13 protein-coding genes are annotated in these 18605 nt (G+C 61.5%); 5 read left to right on the forward strand and 8 right to left on the reverse strand.

Going from position 1 to position 18605, the window contains the following annotated elements; all coding sequences use genetic code 11:
• Position 1 precedes the first annotated feature (1 nt).
• From OKW98_RS26485 to OKW98_RS26500, 4 genes are all read right to left on the reverse strand, one after another.
• On the reverse strand, positions 2 to 916 hold the full coding sequence (locus OKW98_RS26485; protein WP_037015668.1) for an ABC transporter permease subunit: 915 nt from the start codon (positions 914 to 916) through the stop codon (positions 2 to 4).
• Positions 917 to 1101: 185 nt separating this feature from the next.
• Positions 1102 to 2235, reverse strand: a complete 1134-nt coding sequence (locus tag OKW98_RS26490; protein ID WP_265387334.1) for an ABC transporter substrate-binding protein — start codon at positions 2233 to 2235, stop codon at positions 1102 to 1104.
• 356 nt (positions 2236 to 2591) lie between these two features.
• Positions 2592 to 3875: an NAD(P)/FAD-dependent oxidoreductase gene (locus OKW98_RS26495; protein WP_265387335.1), complete on the reverse strand. Its 1284-nt coding sequence runs from the start codon at positions 3873 to 3875 to the stop codon at positions 2592 to 2594.
• 201 nt (positions 3876 to 4076) lie between these two features.
• Positions 4077 to 5567, reverse strand: coding sequence for an aldehyde dehydrogenase family protein (locus tag OKW98_RS26500; protein WP_265387336.1), 1491 nt, complete (start codon positions 5565 to 5567; stop codon positions 4077 to 4079).
• Between the two features lie 156 nt (positions 5568 to 5723).
• On the opposite strand from OKW98_RS26500, the gene OKW98_RS26505 reads away from it, so the two are divergent.
• From OKW98_RS26505 to OKW98_RS26520, 4 genes are all read left to right on the forward strand, one after another.
• Positions 5724 to 6629: a LysR family transcriptional regulator gene (locus tag OKW98_RS26505; RefSeq protein ID WP_265387337.1), complete on the forward strand. Its 906-nt coding sequence runs from the start codon at positions 5724 to 5726 to the stop codon at positions 6627 to 6629.
• 330 nt (positions 6630 to 6959) lie between these two features.
• Entirely contained in the window at positions 6960 to 8159 is a 1200-nt protein-coding gene (gene pncB, locus OKW98_RS26510) for a nicotinate phosphoribosyltransferase (protein ID WP_265387338.1), read from the forward strand.
• Between the two features lie 60 nt (positions 8160 to 8219).
• Positions 8220 to 9047, forward strand: coding sequence for an ammonia-dependent NAD(+) synthetase (gene nadE / locus OKW98_RS26515; RefSeq protein ID WP_265387339.1), 828 nt, complete (start codon positions 8220 to 8222; stop codon positions 9045 to 9047).
• Positions 9048 to 9339: 292 nt separating this feature from the next.
• A complete protein-coding gene (locus OKW98_RS26520) occupies positions 9340 to 10365 on the forward strand; it encodes a DUF1338 domain-containing protein (RefSeq protein WP_265387340.1) in 1026 nt (341 codons plus the stop codon).
• Between the two features lie 3 nt (positions 10366 to 10368).
• On the opposite strand, the gene azu is transcribed toward OKW98_RS26520, so the two are convergent.
• Positions 10369 to 10815 carry an azurin gene (azu, locus tag OKW98_RS26525; protein ID WP_265387341.1) on the reverse strand — a complete coding sequence of 149 codons (447 nt, stop codon included), beginning with the start codon at positions 10813 to 10815 and terminating at the stop codon, positions 10369 to 10371.
• Between the two features lie 425 nt (positions 10816 to 11240).
• Between azu and OKW98_RS26530 the strand changes: the two genes are divergently transcribed.
• Positions 11241 to 11471 carry a hypothetical protein gene (locus tag OKW98_RS26530; protein WP_265387342.1) on the forward strand — a complete coding sequence of 77 codons (231 nt, stop codon included), beginning with the start codon at positions 11241 to 11243 and terminating at the stop codon, positions 11469 to 11471.
• Positions 11472 to 11615: 144 nt separating this feature from the next.
• Here OKW98_RS26530 and OKW98_RS26535 read toward each other — a convergent pair whose 3' ends face one another.
• The 3 genes from OKW98_RS26535 to OKW98_RS26545 all read right to left on the reverse strand — a co-directional run bounded on the left by OKW98_RS26535 (position 11616) and on the right by OKW98_RS26545 (position 18444).
• The gene (locus OKW98_RS26535; protein WP_265387343.1) at positions 11616 to 12512 is read right to left on the reverse strand and encodes a transglutaminase family protein; all 897 of its coding nucleotides are present in this window, start codon (positions 12510 to 12512) and stop codon (positions 11616 to 11618) included.
• Positions 12512 to 15013, reverse strand: a complete 2502-nt coding sequence (locus tag OKW98_RS26540; protein ID WP_265387344.1) for a circularly permuted type 2 ATP-grasp protein — start codon at positions 15011 to 15013, stop codon at positions 12512 to 12514. Before OKW98_RS26540 ends, OKW98_RS26535 begins: the two co-directional genes overlap by 1 nt.
• Positions 15014 to 15150: 137 nt before the next feature.
• Positions 15151 to 18444, reverse strand: a complete 3294-nt coding sequence (locus OKW98_RS26545; protein WP_265387345.1) for a DUF2126 domain-containing protein — start codon at positions 18442 to 18444, stop codon at positions 15151 to 15153.
• Between the last annotated feature and the right edge of the window lie 161 nt (positions 18445 to 18605).

Below are 18605 nucleotides of genomic sequence, written 5' to 3' on the forward strand. Positions count from 1 at the left end.
GTTATACCTTCGCCACGAGTGGGCGACCCAGCAGGCCTTGGGGACGGAAGATCAGAATCACTACCAGCAGGCCGAAACTGAACACATCTTTGTAGTCGGAGTTGATCAGACCGGAGAACTGCGACTCGGCAACCCCCAGGATCAGCCCCCCGAGCATGGCGCCCGGCAACGAACCAATGCCGCCGAGCACTGCTGCGGTAAACGCCTTGATGCCGATGACGAAGCCGGCGAAGAAGTCGAAGGTGCCGTAGTTCATGGTGATCAGCACGCCGGCCAATGCCGCCATGGCTGCGCCGATGACGAACACGTAGGAAATGACCCGGTCGGTGTTGATGCCCAGAATCGAGGCCATCTTGCGATCCTGCTGCGTGGCGCGGCACATCCGGCCCAGCTTGGTGTACTTGATGATGTAGGTCAGTACACCCATGCCGACGAAGGCGGCGATCAGGATGAAGATCTTGGTGTAGGTGATCTGTACGAAACCGCTGCCGACATCGAAGCGCATGGCGCCTTCGAGCAGGGTCGGTACGCCTTGCTGGCGTGGGCCCTGAGCGATCTGCGCGTAGTTCTGCAGAATCAGGGAGATGCCGATCGCACTGATCAGCGGCGCCAGACGGGTCGAGTTACGCAGCGGCTTGTACGCCACTCGCTCGATGACGAAACCGTACACACCGGTCACCACAATGGTGAAGATCAGTGTGCCGAGAATCAGAAAGGGGAATGACTCAACGCCGAAGAACGACAGCACGGCGAGGCCGATGGCTGCGAGGTAGGCGGAGATCATGTACACGTCGCCGTGGGCGAAGTTGATCATGCCGATGATGCCGTAGACCATCGTGTAACCGATGGCGATCAGGCCATAGACCGAGCCCAGTGTCAGGCCGTTGACCATTTGCTGCAGGAAAATACCGTCCATCACGCACGCTCACGAACTTGAAAGGCCAACCTGGCGCGCGGCGACCACTCCCTCGTGAGGAATAGAGCGGCACGCACAGTGGCAACAGAAGAAATCCGGCGCCGCCGTCAGACAGCGCCGATTACCGGATCAGGTTGTGTCCCGGCTCTCCCCCGGGAAACAACCAATCCGACTAAGCGCTTAACTCACTTCTGCTTTTCGAGCTGGTGGTATTTGCCGTCCTTGTCCCACTGGTAAACCACGTAGTCAGAGACTTTCAGGTCGCCCTTGGTGTCCCAGGCTTTCTCGCCCATGACGGTTTTGACAGGGTGGGCTTTCAGGAACTTGGCAGCGTCTTCGCCTTTGTTCGACTTGGCGCCGTTGAAGCCAGCCGCCAGGGCCTGAACCGAAGCGTACGCGTAGAGGGTGTAGCCTTCAGGCTCGTAGCCGGATTTGCGGAACTGCTCAACCACAGCCTTGCTGTCTGGCAGCATGCGCGGGTCGGCGCCGAAGGTCATGTACACGCCGTCGACGTATTGCGCGCCGCCAGCGGTGGTGACCAGTTCGTCGGTGACGACGCCGTCGTCGGACATGAACTTGACGTCTTTCAGGCCTTGTTCACGCAGTTGGCGAACCAGTGGACCGGCTTCCGGGTGCAGGCCGCCGAAATAAACGACGTCAGCGCCAACGGAACGGATCTTGGTGACCAGGGCGCTGAAGTCTTTCTCGCCACGGGTCAGACCCTCTTCCAGCACTGGCTTGACGCCGCGCTTGGTCAGCTGCTTGGCGGTGGCGTCTGCCAGGCCTTTGCCGTAGGTGTCTTTGTCGTTGATGACGGCGATCTTCTTGCCCTTGAGCACGTCGACGATGTAGTCGCCGGCAACGATGCCTTGCTGATCGTCACGCCCGCACATGCGGAACATGGCGCTCAGGCCGCGCTCGGTGACGGTCGGGTTGGTGGAGCCAGGGGTGATCGCGATGATGCCGGCTTCGTCATAGACTTCCGACGCCGGGATGGTCGAGGAGGAGCAGAAGTGACCGACAACGCCGGCGACTTTGTCAGACGCGGCCTTGTTGGCAACGGCAACGGCCTGTTTCGGTTCGCACGCATCATCGTAGGCGGTCAGTGCGATTTTCTCCCCGTTCACCCCGCCCGCAGCGTTGATGGCGTCGGCAGCTGCTTGAGCACCCTTCATGTACTGCTCGCCGAATGAGGCGTTGGCACCGGTCATCGGGCCGGCAACGCCGATCTTGATGTCGGCCTGCGCAAATGAAGCCGCACCCATGGCAGTAGCCACGGCGAGTGCGAGAAAGCCTTTTCTGTAGAACGTCTGCGACATGAGTTGGTGCTCCTGGGTTTTTTAATTAGCACTGCGACCACAGAGCTGCTGCGAGCAAGTGGCGTGCCATCGGTTTTTTATTCTTGAGAAACTCGTCGTTTTGTCGCTATCCGACTGATTTCTGCCCTTTTTCACAGGGCGTGCAACCGTCTAAACCGCGCAAGGTGCAACCTCGCGACTTTAAAAGAGCAACCCTATTGGGGCAGGCGCGCAACCGCGCCATCCTCACCTGTACAACCCTGTTGTAACAGCCTGCGTCACCGAACTGCACACCGTCGGTGCGAATCCGCTACGGGCCGCACCATTTGAGGGTAGTGGATGTAGGAAGAAGCGTTGTTCTGGAGAGAGAGTTCTTCTCAGATCACGATTCTGAGGCATTGGCCCGCATGGTATAGCGAAAAGCCAGCCTCGTACAAAGCACTGCGCATTCCTACGGCTGCCAGCGGCTGCATCTGCGCAAAGGGGATGGGTAAAACACTGGCGTTGCCGCTGCACAGATAATCGGCAAATGCTTTGCCGACCACCGTCCCGGTGGTGTTGCCGCGTCCGTTGTAACCGGTGACAGCGACCAGTCCTGGTGCAGGCTCGAACATGCGCAGCAAGTGATCGGGCGTGAAATCGATGCAGCCTGTCCAGGTGCATTCCCACTCAACCTGCTTGAGGTACGGGAAATAATGCTGCTGGACGCGATCGGCCCATGCCTTCAAGAACCAGCCGGGCTTCTGATTGCCATTGCCCAGGCTGCCCAGCAACAGCCGGCCATCGGCATCGCGACGAATGCTGCTGAGCACTTGGCGCGTGTCCCAGGAGCCCTGCCCGCCCGGCAAAATCTGTTGCGCCGCGTGTTCGGTCAGTGGCGCCGAGGCCACTTGGTAGTAATAGCCGGGAAAGAAGTTGCGCCGAAGCGCCGTCCACTCGCCCTCGGTATAGGCGTTGGACGCGATAACCACTTGCTCGGCAAGCACCACGCCGTTTTCGGTGATCACGCACCAGCGCGAGCCTTGTCGCTCAAGGCGTTTGACCGGCGAGTGATCGAAACGCTGACCGCCCAATTGCGTGACGGCCGCCGCCAGCCCGCTGGTGTAGGCCATCGGGTTGATGGTGCCTGCGCGGTGATCGAGTAATGCGCAAGTGATCTCGGTGGTGCCGGTTGCTTCCTGACAGGCTTTGCCGGTGAGCAACTCCACCGGCGCGCCGCGACGTTTCCATTGTTCCTCACGGCTGCGCAGGTCCAGTTCGCCCTTGGCGTTGTGCGCCATGTGCAGCGTGCCTTTGCGCGTGGCCTGGCAGTCGATGCCGTATTTTTCGATCAGGCTGAAGACCAGCGCCGGCGCATTGCCGAGCATGGTGTTGAGCTGGCTGCCGACTTTTTCGCCGAAGCCGGCTTCAATTTCGTCAGGCGGAATCCACAGGCCGGCGTTGACCAGTCCTACGTTCCGCCCGGACCCGCCCTGCCCGGTGCGATGGGCTTCGACGACGGCGACGGTCTTGCCTTGCTCAAGCAGATGAAGGGCCGCCGACAAACCCGTGATGCCTGCGCCGATGACGCACACATCGACAGTCACTTCCCCGCTTAACGCGGGCGCTTCCGGCCTTTGCGGCGTCAGCGTTTCCCACAGACATTCTTCGCGTAACGGCATCGCAAAACCTCGGAGAGAGACAGCCAGACCATTGATCGTTCCCACGCTCCGCGTGGTAATGCAGCTAGCGACGCTCCGCGTCACCAAGAACGGGCGCAGAGCGCCTATCGATGCGTGCCCACGCAGAGCGTGGGCACGATCATTTAACTCACTGCCGCTGCGCGCCAGATCGCGGGACAAGCCACGCTCCTACGCAAAGCATCAATCAAACGTAATGCCCTGCGCCAGCGGCAGTTCGCGGGAGTAGTTCACCGTGGCGGTCTGGCGACGCATGTAGCCTTTCCACGAGTCCGAACCGGATTCGCGACCACCGCCAGTTTCTTTCTCGCCACCGAACGCGCCACCAATCTCTGCACCACTCGGGCCAATGTTGACGTTGGCAATGCCGCAATCGCTGCCCAGTGCCGAAATAAATTGCTCGGCTTCGCGCACGTCGGTGGTGAAGATGCAGGACGACAAACCTTGGGGCACGTCGTTGTTCAGGCGCACCGCCTCGCTGAATTCCTCGTACGCGACCACGTACAGAATCGGCGCGAAGGTTTCGCTGCGTACGACATCGCTCTGTTCCGGCATCTCGACGATGGCCGGCGAGACGTAGTAAGCGTTGGGAAATTTATCTTCCAACTGACGCTTGCCGCCAAACACCTTGCCGCCTTCGCTCAACGCCTGCTCCAGCGCTTCCTGCATGTTTTCATAGCTTTGCTTGTCGATCAGCGGACCGACCAGATTGCCTTCCAGCGGATGCCCGATGCGCACTTTGGCGTACGCCGCTTTCAGGCGCTCGACGAACTCGGCCTTCACCGACGAATGCGCAATCAAACGGCGCAGGGTAGTGCAACGTTGGCCGGCCGTACCGACGGCACTGAACAGCACCGCGCGCACGGCCAGATCCAGATCGGCACTCGGCGTCAGAATCATCGCGTTGTTGCCGCCCAGTTCCAGAATGCTGCGGGCGAAACGTGCAGCGAGTTTCGGCGCCACTTCGCGGCCCATGCGCGTGCTGCCGGTGGCGCTGATCAATGCGACACGGGCGTCATCGACCAATGCCTCACCGGCTTCGCGGCCGCCGACGATGCATTGGGTGAGGTACTGAGGAGCGTCCGAGAATTCAGCCGCTACTTTGTCGAACAGCGCCTGGCAGGCCAGCGCCGTCAGCGGGGTCTTTTCCGACGGTTTCCAGATCACCGAGTTGCCGCAAACCAGCGCCAGGGCGGTGTTCCACGACCAGACGGCGACAGGGAAGTTGAATGCGCTGATGACGCCGACGACGCCCAGCGGGTGCCAGGTTTCACGCATGTGGTGGCCCGGGCGCTCGGAAGCGATGGTCAGGCCGTACATCTGCCGCGACAGGCCGACGGCGAAGTCGCAGATGTCGATCATTTCCTGCACTTCACCCAGCCCCTCCTGAGTGATCTTGCCGGCTTCCCACGACACCAGTTCGCCCAGGTCGGTCTTGTGCTTGCGCAGCGCTTCGCCAAACAGACGAATCAGCTCGCCGCGACGAGGCGCAGGCACTTTGCGCCACGCTTCGAAGGCGTGGTCGGCGCGGGTAATGCGCTGCTCGACTTCGGCGGCGCTTTCCCAGCTCACCGACGCAACCTGGCTGCCATCGATCGGCGTGTGAACAGGCTTGTCGCCCTGTTGATAAAGCGCGGCATCGACACCGAGTCGGGTAAGCAGGTCGTTGAGCATGGTTTCTCCTGAAACTGATCGTAAGCGCAAAAGCGGAATGCCAAATATTGGTTATTTCGTCAGCCTCTAGTAATAGCTGGCCGGCGACACTGCAACAAACGACGATTAAGCGAGATATCATTCCGTTTTTTCATGCTGACGCTGAACGAGCCGAATATGCTGAGCAAACGCCATCTCCCGTCGGTCACCGCGCTGCAATGTTTTGAAGCGGTGACCCGTCACCTGAGTTTCACCCGTGCGGCCGAGGAGCTGAACCTCACCCAGAGCGCCGTCAGCAAGCAGGTCGCCCAGTTGGAAGAATTGGTGCAGCACCTGTTGTTCCGCAGGGTTCGTCGGCGCCTGCAACTGACGCCAGCGGGCGCGCTGTACTTGGGCGAGGTGCGCAAAGTGCTCTCGCAGATGGAGATGTCGACGCACTTCCTGCGTTCCTACGGCGGCGAAACCGAAGTCCTGCGCGTGTCGACGCCCTCGACCTTCGGCGCCCGCTGGCTGGTGCCGCGACTCAAGGGCTGGCGCTTGCGCCATCCGCATATTCATCTGGATTTGGTCAACGAGCAGGAAAGCGATGACCTGGCCCAGAGCCGCTGCGACCTGTCATTCTATTTCGGCGGTGGTGCCCGGCCTGGTGCCGAGAGCGTGAAGCTGTTCAGTGAAGAGCTGATTCCTGTCTGCGCCCCCGGCAGCCTGCCCGACGAACCCTTCACCGATCCTACGCAGCTGACCGATCTGGTCCTGCTGCAAAACGCGCATCGGCCCCAGGCCTGGCATGACTGGTTCGACAGTCAGGGTTACCAGACCGAGCACAGCTATCACGGCCCGCGCTTCGAAACGATCTATATGTGCATCCGCGCGGCGCAAGTGGGCTGCGGCGTCGCGCTGCTGCCCCGGTTTCTGGTTGAGGAAGAGCTGGCGGACGGCAAGCTCATCATCCCCTGGCAACACGCCCTCCCCAGCCAGGATGCGTATTACCTGGCATACCCCGAGCACGCGGCCGAAGTGCCGAAGATTCGCGTGTTTGTGGAATGGATGCTCGAGCAGCTCAACGAGCCAACGCCTCAGTGACAGCTTCCCGGCTAAAGCCGGTCCCACAGTTAGCGTTTCCACCAGCCCCACTGGATGCACGCAAGGCTTTTAGTGGGACCGGCTTCAGCCGGGAAGAGGCCCGTTTGCTCACCATCAAATCTGGGGTGTGACGACTGACGCCTTCCCGGCTAAAGCCAGTCCCACGATCGCTGAAACATTTCTGCCCCTCTTCCACGACGACTGGCATTATGTCGGCCATCGTCAATAACAAACCGGACGTACCGCCCCAGCGCTACCGCAAGGTTGTATGCGACACCCAATTGAATCCCGGGCCGCACCTTGGCGGCCGCTGCTGGCTGGAGCGACACAATGAGTGAGAGCGCTTTCGCGGACCGCATCGTGCAGAACCTGCTCGATACCGACCTCTATAAGCTGAGCATGATGCAGGCTGTGCTTCACAACTACCCCAACGTCGAAGTGGAGTGGGAGTTTCGCTGCCGCAACGGTGAAGACCTCAGGCCGTATCTGGCCGAGATCCGCCATCAGATCGAGCAGCTCTGCGACCTGTCGCTGAGCGTCGAGGAGACCGGTTTCCTCGAACGCATCAACTTTATGAAGCCCGACTTCCTGCGTTTTCTCGGGCTGTTCCGCTTCAATCTGCGCTATGTCCAGACCACCATCGAAAACGACGAGCTGTGCATCCGCCTGTCCGGCCCCTGGCTGCACGTTATCCTCTTCGAAGTGCCCGTCCTGGCCATCGTCAGCGAAGTGCGCAACCGACACAGCAACCCGGAAACCTTGCTCACCCAGGCCCGCGATCAGCTGTACCGCAAGTTCGACTGGCTGACCGCAACCGCCACCGCCGATGAACTGGCGGAACTGAAAGTCGCCGACTTCGGCACGCGCCGGCGGTTCTCCTTTGCGGTGCAGGAAGATGTCGTTTCAGTGCTGAAAAAGGATTTCCCCGGTCAGTTCGTCGGCACCAGCAACGTGCATCTGGCGCGCAAGTTCGACCTCAAACCCCTCGGCACCATGGCCCACGAATGGATCATGGCCCATCAGCAACTCGGCCCGCGTCTGATCGACAGCCAGATTGCAGCGCTCGACTGCTGGGTGCGCGAGTACCGCGGCCTGCTGGGTATTGCGCTGACGGACTGCATCACCACCAATGCCTTCCTCGGCGACTTCGACCTGTTCTTCGCCAAGCTCTTCGACGGCCTGCGCCACGACTCGGGCGATCCTGTGCAGTGGGCCGAAAAATGCATTCGGCACTATCAGAAGCTCGGTATCGAGCCGATGAGCAAAACGCTGGTGTTCTCCGACGGGTTGAATCTGCCCAAGGCGCTGGAAATATTCCGCGCGCTGCGGGGTCGCATCAATGTCAGTTTCGGGATCGGCACCAACCTGACCGCTGACATCCCGGGGATCAAGCCGATGAACATTGTGCTGAAAATGACCGCCTGCGCCGGCCAGCCCGTGGCCAAGATTTCCGACGAGCCCGGCAAAACCCAGTGCAAGGACCCGGAGTTCGTGTCCTACCTGCGCCACGTATTCAAGGTGCCAGCCTGAGTCGAGCACCGACCGACGCCCTTTTTTCATGCCATTCCTTTTTTGCTCAAGGAGTCAATCATGCAAGACGTACAGCGCGAGATCGCCCGGCAGCTCAACGTCCAGCCGCCTTTCGCCAATGACGAAGCGCTGCAGGCGGAAGTCAGCCGCCGCGTGCAATTCATCAAGGACTGCCTGCACAACGCCCGTCTGAAGGTATTGGTGCTGGGCATCAGTGGTGGCGTTGATTCGCTGACAGCGGGTTTGATGGCCCAACGCGCCATTCGCGAGCTGCGTGAAAGCACCGGCGACCATGCCTACACGTTCGTCGCCGTGCGCCTGCCGTACCACATCCAGCACGACGAACACGAAGCCACGGCATCGGTGGATTTCATCAACCCGGACGAGCGTCACACGGTGGACATCGCACCCTCAGTGAAAGCGCTGGTTGATCAGATAAAGGCGTTCGAGGGCCAGCCGGCCAGTACCGTGGATTTCGTCAAAGGCAACATCAAGGCCCGGGCGCGGATGGTTGCCCAGTACGCCATTGCTGGCGTGAAAGGCGGGCTGGTCATCGGCACCGACCATGCGGCTGAAGCGGTCATGGGCTTCTACACCAAGTTTGGCGACGGCGCCTGCGACTTGGCGCCGTTGAGCGGTCTGGTGAAGAACCAGGTCCGCGCGATCGCCCGCAGCTTCGGCGCGCCGCAAAACCTCGTCGAAAAAGTCCCCACCGCCGACCTCGAAGAACTGGTCCCCGGCAAACCGGACGAAGCGGCACACGGCATCAGCTACGCAGAGATCGATGCCTTCCTGCACGGCGAGCCGGTCAAACAGGAAACCGCCGAGATCATTGTCAGCACTTACCGCAAGACCCAACACAAACGGGATCTGCCGTACGCGCCGTAATCCTTCCGGGAACGGAAGCGCGCCTTTGGGCTGTGAATCCAGTCGCTTAAGCGCATGCAAATCCTGTAGGAGCGCGCTTGCCCGCGAAAGCGTTTTGTCAGTCGCCATGTGCATAACTGACCCAACTCACTCGCGGGCAAGCGCGCTCCTACAGTGATTCACGCGATCCGCAGCGCAGTTCGAACGGCGCTGCATTCAAAAAAGGAATGAACCCGTTATTTCTTTTCGCTTGATGGCGCTCGCCATCACGGCTTACATAGCGCTCTGACTTTCCCGCCCAGAGCCGCTATCCATGACTGCTTTCCAAGGCCTCTTCACCCTCGTTGCGTCCACCGTCGGCAAGCCCGCTGCCGAATGGCTTGAACATCGCGTCGAGGTGCCGCAGGCGCTGGGCGGTTTTTCATGGTCTGATGAGGCGGTCCATCGGGTCTGGCTCGCCGAAGCGTTGAACCTGTGCCTGTTCCACAAGTTGGTAGAGGCCGTGCCCGACGGGCTTCGTTATGTGGATGAGCAGTTCGAGGCCGGCCGTAAGGTGGTGTTTGATCATGGCGCCATCCGCACCGTCGATTGGGCAGGCAACGGCGAATTACCGCGCGGTCGTCAGGCCTTCTCGCGCCTGCTGGAGCCGCTGGGCTTCACCGATGTGCGCACCTATCCGCTGACCAAACTGAACATGACCGGCTGGGGCTATCGCCAGATGGACCTGCCCGAAGACATCGCGCAGTTCTTCGTTTCCGAGCTGCATCCCGGGCGTCTCAGCCAGGGGTTTCAAGACGCTGTCAGCCGTGTCGTCGGTTCGAGCCGTGACCCGCTGAGCCCTGAAGACCTGAGCGTGCTGAATCGCCTGCGCACCACCCGGCATTGCAGCCTGGCGGAAGCCACGCGCCTGCTGCCGGCGCTGTATCGCGCGTTTGGCCGCCAGCACGGCGTCGTCCGGGAAGATGACTATCACCAACTGCTGAGCGAAAGCGCGGAAATGGCGTGGATCGCCACCGAGGGCAACAGCTTCAATCACTTGACCGATCGAGTGGTGGATCTGGAAGCGACAGTGGCAGAGCAGAATCGGCGCGAGCGGCCGATGAAGGACAGCATCGAGGTGTCAGGTTCGGGAAGGGTCATGCAGACCGCGTACAAGGCCTGCACGGTGAGCCGAGGGCTGTTGAATGCCGAGGGCGTCGTGGTGGCGCACAAGGTGCCAGGCTCATTCGTGGAGTTCATTCAGCGCAAGATCGACCCTGACAACGGCAAGATCGATCTCAACTTCGACAGCAGCAACGCGCAGGGCATCTTCAAGATGACCGACTCGAAGCAGGGTTAGCGGTCACTTCAATGTGACGGTGCCTTTCATCATGCCGATGTGACCCGGAAACGAGCAGAAGAAGCCGTATTTCTCGGCCGGGTCTAGCTTGGAGACGTCGAACGTGACCGAATCCTTCTCGCCTCCGCCGATCACTTTGGTGTGGGCAATAACGCGCGCGTCACCGTCCTTCAGATAATCCTTATCGATGCCGACGCTCATGCCGTCTGTTGCGATCTGCGACATGTCATCGTATTTGCTGATGACCAGGTTGTGCCCCATGACGACCTTCGGCAGGCTGCCGGAGTGTTTCAGGTTGACGGTGAACTGCTTGCAGCTCTTGTCGATTTCGATCGCCTTGGTGGTGAACGTCATCTGGTCGGTGGAATCGACTTCGACCGAGCATTCGGCCGCCAGCAGGTGCCCACTGGCCAAAATCAGAACGGATGCAGCGACAAGCTTGCGAATCATGGTGCGTCTCCTGGTGGGGTAGCCTTGAATTTTGTATACAAAGACTGCCCTAAGCTAAAACAATTTATCAACCGTTAATGCTGAGCACCTCTGGCCGCGCTCTATCAGGGCCATCGAGACAATCAAACAGTCAGCACTACGATGGCTGCATAAGATCGCCCTGTCACCCATCTTCAGGACGATCCCATGCAACTCTCCAGCATTTTCCGCAGCTTGCTCGCCGCTTACGCCTGCGGTGCCTCGGGTAATTACGACCGTGCCAGCCAGGATTACGGCGTCTATCAACGCGCGGTTTTCAATGGCTGAGACGGGCAATAGCGCCCCGGTGGCCGGCACCAAAGACCGGGTGAGGAAAAATACCACGCCGGTTTTGCACCATTCTCAGGCAGAATGTGCTGACTTATCGTCTGCCTCGAGGACTGCCCATGGCCAAACCCAACTATTCCTTCGCCAAACGTCAACGCGATCTGGCTAAAGAGCAAAAGAAAGAGGAAAAAGCACAGCGCAAGCAGGCCGAGAAGGCTGAAGCAGAGGCTGGAGAAGGTGAAGTCGTAGACGGCGAAAACGCCGAAGGCGCTACTGCAGCTGAAGATTCCACCGAAGCTGAAGGCTCCGCTGAAGTAAAAGGCTCCGCTGAAGAAAAGCCTGCCGAGTGATCATCTGATTCAGCGCAATGGGATGGATGAACGCGAAAATCTGTAGGAGCGAGCTTGCTCCCGATAGTATTTTCGCCGTGATCCATCCATTGGCTGACACTCCTCTATCGCGGGCAAGCGCGCGCCTGCAATGCGTCTCCCTCCTCACTTCGCAATCGGCAACACGGTCACGCGCACTTCCGGGTCGTGGCTCCCGCCCCCCAGAATCACCCCGCGCAACGGCGACACGTCAGAAAAATCCCTCCCCCACGCCAGACTGATGTGCTCAAGCGCCGGCTGAACGTTGTTGGTCGGATCGAAATCCACCCAACCCAGCACCGGACAGAACACCGACACCCACGCGTGGGACGCATCGGCGCCGATCAACCGAGGCTGACCGGGCGGCGGCTGAGTCAGCAGGTAGCCGCTGACATACCGCGCCGCCAAGCCGCGAGAGCGCACGCACGCCAGCATCAAGTGAGCAAAGTCCTGGCAGACACCCCGACGGGTTTCCAGCACTTCCACCAGTGGCGTAGCAACCTGAGTCGCCTCGCCATCAAAGGTGAACTCTTCGAATATCTTCTCCATCAGCGCCTGCGCGCACAGCAGCATCGGCCGCCCTGCGGGAAAGCAGCTGGCGGAGAACTCGACGAACGTCTGCTTCAGGTGCACGTAAGGCGATTCAAAGCGATAGCGACAGGCATCGAGGATATCCGGCGACATTCTCGACGCGCTGTAGGTCAGCCGATGCTGCGTCTCGTCCCATGAAGCGGACCCATTGAAATCCAGCGTCGGCCGCTCCAGCACTTCAATGCGCAGGCGCGCATTGACCTGAAGCTCATTATGGGGACGTTCGAACGCCAGGCGGGTCAGCGGGTTGCCGAAAACGTCCAGCTCATCGCGGCGCATGGTCGGCGTCGGGCTGATGACCAGATGCTGCTCCAGGCAACGCTGCCAGCGGCTGCGGCGCGGCCACAGATGCGCAAGCTGCTGGGCCAGGGAAACCGGGCTGTCGTATTTGTAGTGCGTGTCGTGGAGGATCTGATACTGGGCGCTGTTCATCAGACCGACACCGTGCGCTGGCTGACGTCGTCGACGTGGGCGAAATGACGCAGCGCGAGCCGGTCAGAAACGTGGCCGCTGGTCTCGCCAATGGTCTGCAGCAAATCCGCCAGGCCATCCAGCGCCGCTTTTACGCTGCTTTCGCCGAACAGCCCTTCTTCCAGGCAGCCCAGGTCGAACACCGACAGCCGCTGGATCAGCGCCGTGAGGCTGTTGTCATGGGGCACGCCGAAATCCTCGTTCATGCGCTTCACCGAGCGGGCCACCAGCTTGAGCTGAAACAACACCGCGTGGGGGTTCTGATCGTCCAGCACCAGCAAATCGAGCACCGGGATCAACTGCGGCAGGGCCAGATAACGCGAGCGGTAAGTGATGCCGCTATTGCCCAGTTCAAGCAGCCCGTCCAGAGCATCCTGATGAAACACTGCCTCGCTGCGCAGGAATGCTGCCAGCGTCGTGCAAAGAAACTGCAAGCGCTCGATGCGCCGCCCGATCATCAGGAAGCGCCAGCCCTCGTCGCGGGTCATGTCGTCCAGGGCGAAACCGGACAGCGCCGCCAGTGACATCACCAGGCGGTTGAGGAAATCCAGCAGCTCGCCGAAATCAGGGCTCTCGGTATCCAGGCTCATGGCTTCACGCTGCAATTCAACCAGCGCCTGCCAGTTCTCGCGGGACAGCTTGCCGCGCACCTGAGACGCCGCCCACTGCAAGCGCTGCAAGTTCGAGCGCAGGCTGAACGGCCAGTCGTCACCCAACAGCGCTTCGAGCAAACGCTCATGCAGCTCGCCCGGTTCTTCTTCGTCCTGGAGCGGCAGCAAATTCAACCGTTCGGCCAGCTCGACCGCCGCTTGCAGGGCGACCGGATCATCGCCGTCGACATAGCGCGTGAGCATGATTCGCAGCAGGCGCGCACTGTTGTCGCAGCGCTCGCAGTAGCGGCCGAACCAGAACAGATTTTCCACCACCCGCGACGGCAGATACGGGTCGCGACGTACCAAGTCGTGCACACCCAGGGAATGGCGATGTTTCCACGGTTCGCTGCCGAGCGGACGCTCACCGAGGATCCAGGTGTCCTTGCTTGCGCCGCCGCGCTGCATCGACACCACGTCGGCGTCGGCATCGGCGGCCACGCGGGTCAGTCCGCCCGGCAGGACACGGTAGCCATCGGCCGTCGCCACCGCGTACACGCGCATGCCGATGGCACGGGGCTGCAGATGACTGTCCTCGCCCTGCCAGACCGGCGCGTGGGACAACTGCGCCAGTTCCTGCGCGACGTAGGCATAGGGCCGGGCCTGCATGCGCGCAGCCAGAGCCTGACGCTCTTCCTCGTTGAGATCGCGGCCGAACACCGGGGCGAAACTCTGGGACGGAAACGCGGGTTTGATGAGCAGATCGGGCATCTTCTCCAGCGCCTGCGCCAGCACCGGCGGCTCGCCGCACCACCACGTGGCGATCGAAGGCAGCAGCAGTTCTTCGCCAAACAGGTGTTCGTTGATCTTTGGCAGAAACCCCAGTAGCCCGGGCGATTCCAGCACGCCGCTGCCCAACGCGTTGGCGACCAGCACGCGGCCCTGTCGCACTGCTTGCAGCAGGCCCGGCACGCCCAGCGCCGAATCGGTACGCAGTTCAAGCGGATCGCAGAAGTCGTCGTCAAGACGGCGCATGATCGCGTGAACACGACGCAGACCGCTGAGGGTTTTCAGGTACACCGTGGCGTCGCGCACGGTCAGGTCGCTGCCTTCTACCAGCGGATAGCCCAGCTGACCGGCCAGATACAGATGCTCGAAATAGCTCTCGTTGAAACGCCCGGGCGTCAGCAACACCACCAGCGGTGCTTCGTGGCTGGTCGGTGCCTGCCGCGCCAGGGTTTCCTGCAGCGACCGGAAGAAGTTCGAGAGGTGCTGGACTTGCATATCCCGGTACAGCTCGGGAAACGCCCGCGACACGATCAGACGATTTTCAAGTGCATAACCGGCGCCCGATGGCGCCTGAGTCCGGTCGGCGGTGACCCACCAGCGGCCATCGGGCGTGCGCGCCAGGTCCACCGCGTACACATGCAGGAAGGTCCCTTCGGGGGGCTTCACGCCCTGGCAGGGCCAGAGAAAATTGTTGTGGCCAAACACCAGTTCCGCCGGCAGCAGACCTTCGGCAATGAGTTCCTGCGGGCCGTAGAGATCAGCCAGTACGGCATTGAGCAGACGTGCACGCTGGGCGATGCCGGCCGCCAGTGGCTGCCACTCTTCCAGTGGAATCACGTGGGGCAGCATGTCCAGTTCCCAGGGCCGATCGGCACCCTTGGGGTCGGCGTAAACGTTATAGGTGACGCCGTTTTCCTGAATCTGCCGGGCGAGCAGCGCCTGACGCTGGATGAGCTGCGCAGGTGTGCTGCGCTGGAGATGATCGTACAGACGCTGCCAATGGGGCCGAACGGCGCCGCTGGCATCGAGCATCTCGTGATAGGTACCCGGGGTGAGCGGATAGTGGTCAAGCAGGTCAGGCATGGAAGGCTCGGCAGACAACAAAAGGACTCGAATCAACAGCGCTTAGACTAGCGCAGACAACATGACACGCAGGGGCGCTTTCCATGTTTTAAACGGGCGGCACGGCGACCTGACCCCACGTCAGGTCGCCGGCGCGGTTACCGATGCAGGCGCAGGTCCAGGGTCATCGGCAATTCATCGTTGAGGGTCAGCGCTGGAACCTCCAGTTTGCCGGGGCTGTGGCCGACCCGGAAGAACCGCGCCAGACGTCGGCTTTCCGCTTCATTGGCGTTCACCGGCAGGGTTTCGTAATTGCGCCCGCCGGGATGGGCGACATGATACTCGCAGCCCCCCAGTGAGCGCTGCATCCAGGTGTCGAGGATGTCGAAGACCAGCGGCGCATGCACCGGGATCGTCGGCTGCAAGGCGTTGGTCGGCTGCCAGGCGCGGTAACGCACCCCCGCGACGAACTCGCCCACGCGCCCGGTCGGTCGCAGAGGCACCGGCACGCCGTTGCAGGTGAGCATGTAACGCTGCGGCGGCAGACCCGTGACTTTCAACTGCAAGCGCTCGAGTGACGAGTCCACGTAGCGAACCGCGCCACCCGCTGCACCCTCCTCGCCCAGCACGTGCCACGGCTCCAGCGCCTGACGCAGTTCCAGCTCGATGCCTCTGACGGTGTAATCGCCAACCTTTGGAAAGCGAAACTCCAGATGCGCCGCGAACCACTCGGCGCGCACGGGGTAACCCGCGTCATTGAGCTCGGCGATGACGTCGGCGAAATCCTGCTCGATGAAGTGCGGCAGCATGAAGCGGTCATGCAGCTCGGTGCCCCAGCGCGCCAGTTTCGCCGGTGCATAGGGCTCGCGCCAGAAACGCGCGACAAGGGCCCGCAGCAACAGCTGTTGCGCGAGGCTCATGCGCGCGTGCGGCGGCATCTCGAACGCGCGCAGCTCCAGCAGGCCCAGCCGGCCAGTGGCGCCGTCGGGCGAGTACAGCTTGTCGATGCAGAATTCCGCGCGGTGGGTGTTACCCGTTACGTCGATCAGCAGGTTGCGCAGCAGCCGGTCCACCAGCCACGGCGCGCATTCTTCGCCCGGCTCGGGCATTTGCGAAAAAGCGATTTCCAGTTCGTACAGCGAGTCATTGCGGGCTTCGTCGACCCTTGGTGCCTGCGAGGTCGGGCCTACGAACAATCCAGAGAACAAGTAGGACAGCGACGGGTGGTTATGCCAGTAGCTCAACAGGCTGCGCAGCAGGTCCGGCCGACGCAGGAAGGGCGAGTCGCCCGGCGTGGCGCCGCCGAGAACAAAATGGTTGCCGCCGCCGGTGCCGGTGTGGCGCCCGTCGATCATGAATTTCTCGGTGGTCAGCCGGGTCAGGCGCGCCTGTTCGTAGAGAAACTCGGTGCGTTCGACCAGCTCATCCCAGGTGGACGACGGCTGCACGTTCACTTCAATCACACCAGGATCCGGGGTGATGCGGAAGTTCGCCAGACGCGGATCGCTCGGCGGCTCGTAACCTTCCAGCAACACCGGACAGCGCATGTCCTCGGCCGTCGCTTCGATGGCGGCGACCAATTCCAGATAGGCCTCAAGGGATTGCAGCGGCGGCATGAACAGATACAACCGCCCGCCCCGCGCCTCCGCGCTGAGCGCAGTGCGGGTCAACCAATCGGCTGACTCGTCGATCTCGGGTTCGTGGTCGACGCTCGGATCGCCCTGCTCCGACAGGCTGTCCAGTCGCGACTGAACCTCGTCGCGATCGGGCAACTCGGCAAATGCCTGGTTGTGGTCGGTCGGGTGGATGTACGGGTATTCCGCCGCCTTGACCCACGGCTGCGAAGCCAGCGGCAAGCGATACCCAAGGGCAGAATCACCCGGCACCAGACGGCAATGCTCATCGCGCAGGTACCAGCGGCCGCTCTGCCAGTGATCGTCGGCGGCGGTTCGCGCCAGCGGCAGCACGTGGCCAATGATCGTGTCCAGGCCTTGGGAAAACACTTTGCGCAGACGGGCGCGCTCAAGGGGGTCCTCAAGACGTGAAGCTTCGGCGCTGACGTTTTTGGGCAGCGCGCCCTCGCGCCACAGGTAGTAGAAACGGTCTTCGTACGCGGGGAAGACGTAGCGCGTCGGTAGCTTCAGCCGCTCGGCAACGCTGCGCAGAAAAGCGCCCGCCATCTCGCTGTCGGCGCCATAGTCCCGGGTTTCGTCAGCGACCAGCGCATTGTTGCGCCACACCGGTTGCCCGTCCTTACGCCAGAAGCAGTTAAGCGACCAGCGCGGCAACTGCTCACCGGGGTACCACTTGCCCTGACCGAAATGAACGATGCCTTGGGGCGCGTAATGGTCCCGCATGCGCTGGTACAGGTCGGCAGACAGCAGGCGCTTCTTCGGACCCAGCGCGGCGGTGTTCCATTCATCGCCGTCACGGTCGTCGATGGACACAAAGGTCGGCTCGCCGCCCATGGTCAGGCGCACGTCGTGGGCGATCAGATCGCTGTCGATCTGGCGTCCCAGCGCCTGAATGTCCTGCCACTGCTCTTCGGTGTAGGGCTTGGTGACGCGCGGCGCCTCCCAGATACGCTCCACCGACATCTCGTGGCTGAACTCGGTGTTGCAGGGTTCGACCAGCCCGCTGATGGGCGCCGCCGAAGAAGGCTCGGGACTGCACGCCAGCGGAATGTGACCCTCACCGGCAAACAAGCCGGACGTCGCGTCAAGGCCCACCCAGCCAGCACCCGGCAGATACACCTCGCACCAGGCGTGCAGATCGGTGAAATCGACGTCGGTGCCGGACGGTCCGTCCAGCGCTTTCACATCGGCCTTGAGCTGAATCAAATAGCCGGACACAAACCGCGCGGCCAGGCCCAGGTGACGCAGCAGCTGCACCAGCAGCCAGGCCGAATCACGGCAGGAACCGGAAGCGTTTTCGAGGGTGTATTCCGGCGTCTGAATGCCCGGCTCCATGCGAATCAGGTAACCGATGTCATTGGCCAGACGCTGGTTGAGACCCACCAGAAAGTCGATGGCCGGAATCGGCGTGCGGTCTATGCTGTCCAGATAGGCCTTAAATCTTGGGGTCAGCGGCAGCTTTTCCAGATAGGGCTGCAGCTCGTGATGCTCTTCGCGGGCATAGGTGAACGGGATCTTCTCGGCGTAGGGCTCAAGGAAGAAGTCGAACGGATTGAAGACCGCCATCTCGGCGACCAGGTCCACTTCGATGCGCAGCTCGTTGGTCTTTTCAGGGAACACCAACCGCGCCAGGTAATTACCCTGCGGGTCCTGCTGCCAGTTGATGAAGTGGTTTTCGGGGAGGACTTTCAGCGAGTACGACAACACGCGCGTGCGGCTATGGGCCGCCGGGCGCAAGCGGACGATCTGCGGACCCAGCTCTACCGCGCGTTCGTAGCGGTAATGCGTAACGTGGTGCAAGGCAATGTGAATCGACACGGCGTGCCTCCTGCGAGCCTGGACGGTAACGGAGCTGCGCAAGACTTATGCCACCCCGGCAAATCAGGCGCCTCCGGCGTAGAGGCAGCTTGTTCAGCCAGGCACAGCACCAAAATCGCGCCAGCTTCAACGAATGGTGCAAGGGTCGCACGGAAATGAGG

The sequence above is a fragment of the Pseudomonas sp. KU26590 genome (genome assembly GCF_026153515.1).
GTDB lineage: Bacteria > Pseudomonadota > Gammaproteobacteria > Pseudomonadales > Pseudomonadaceae > Aquipseudomonas.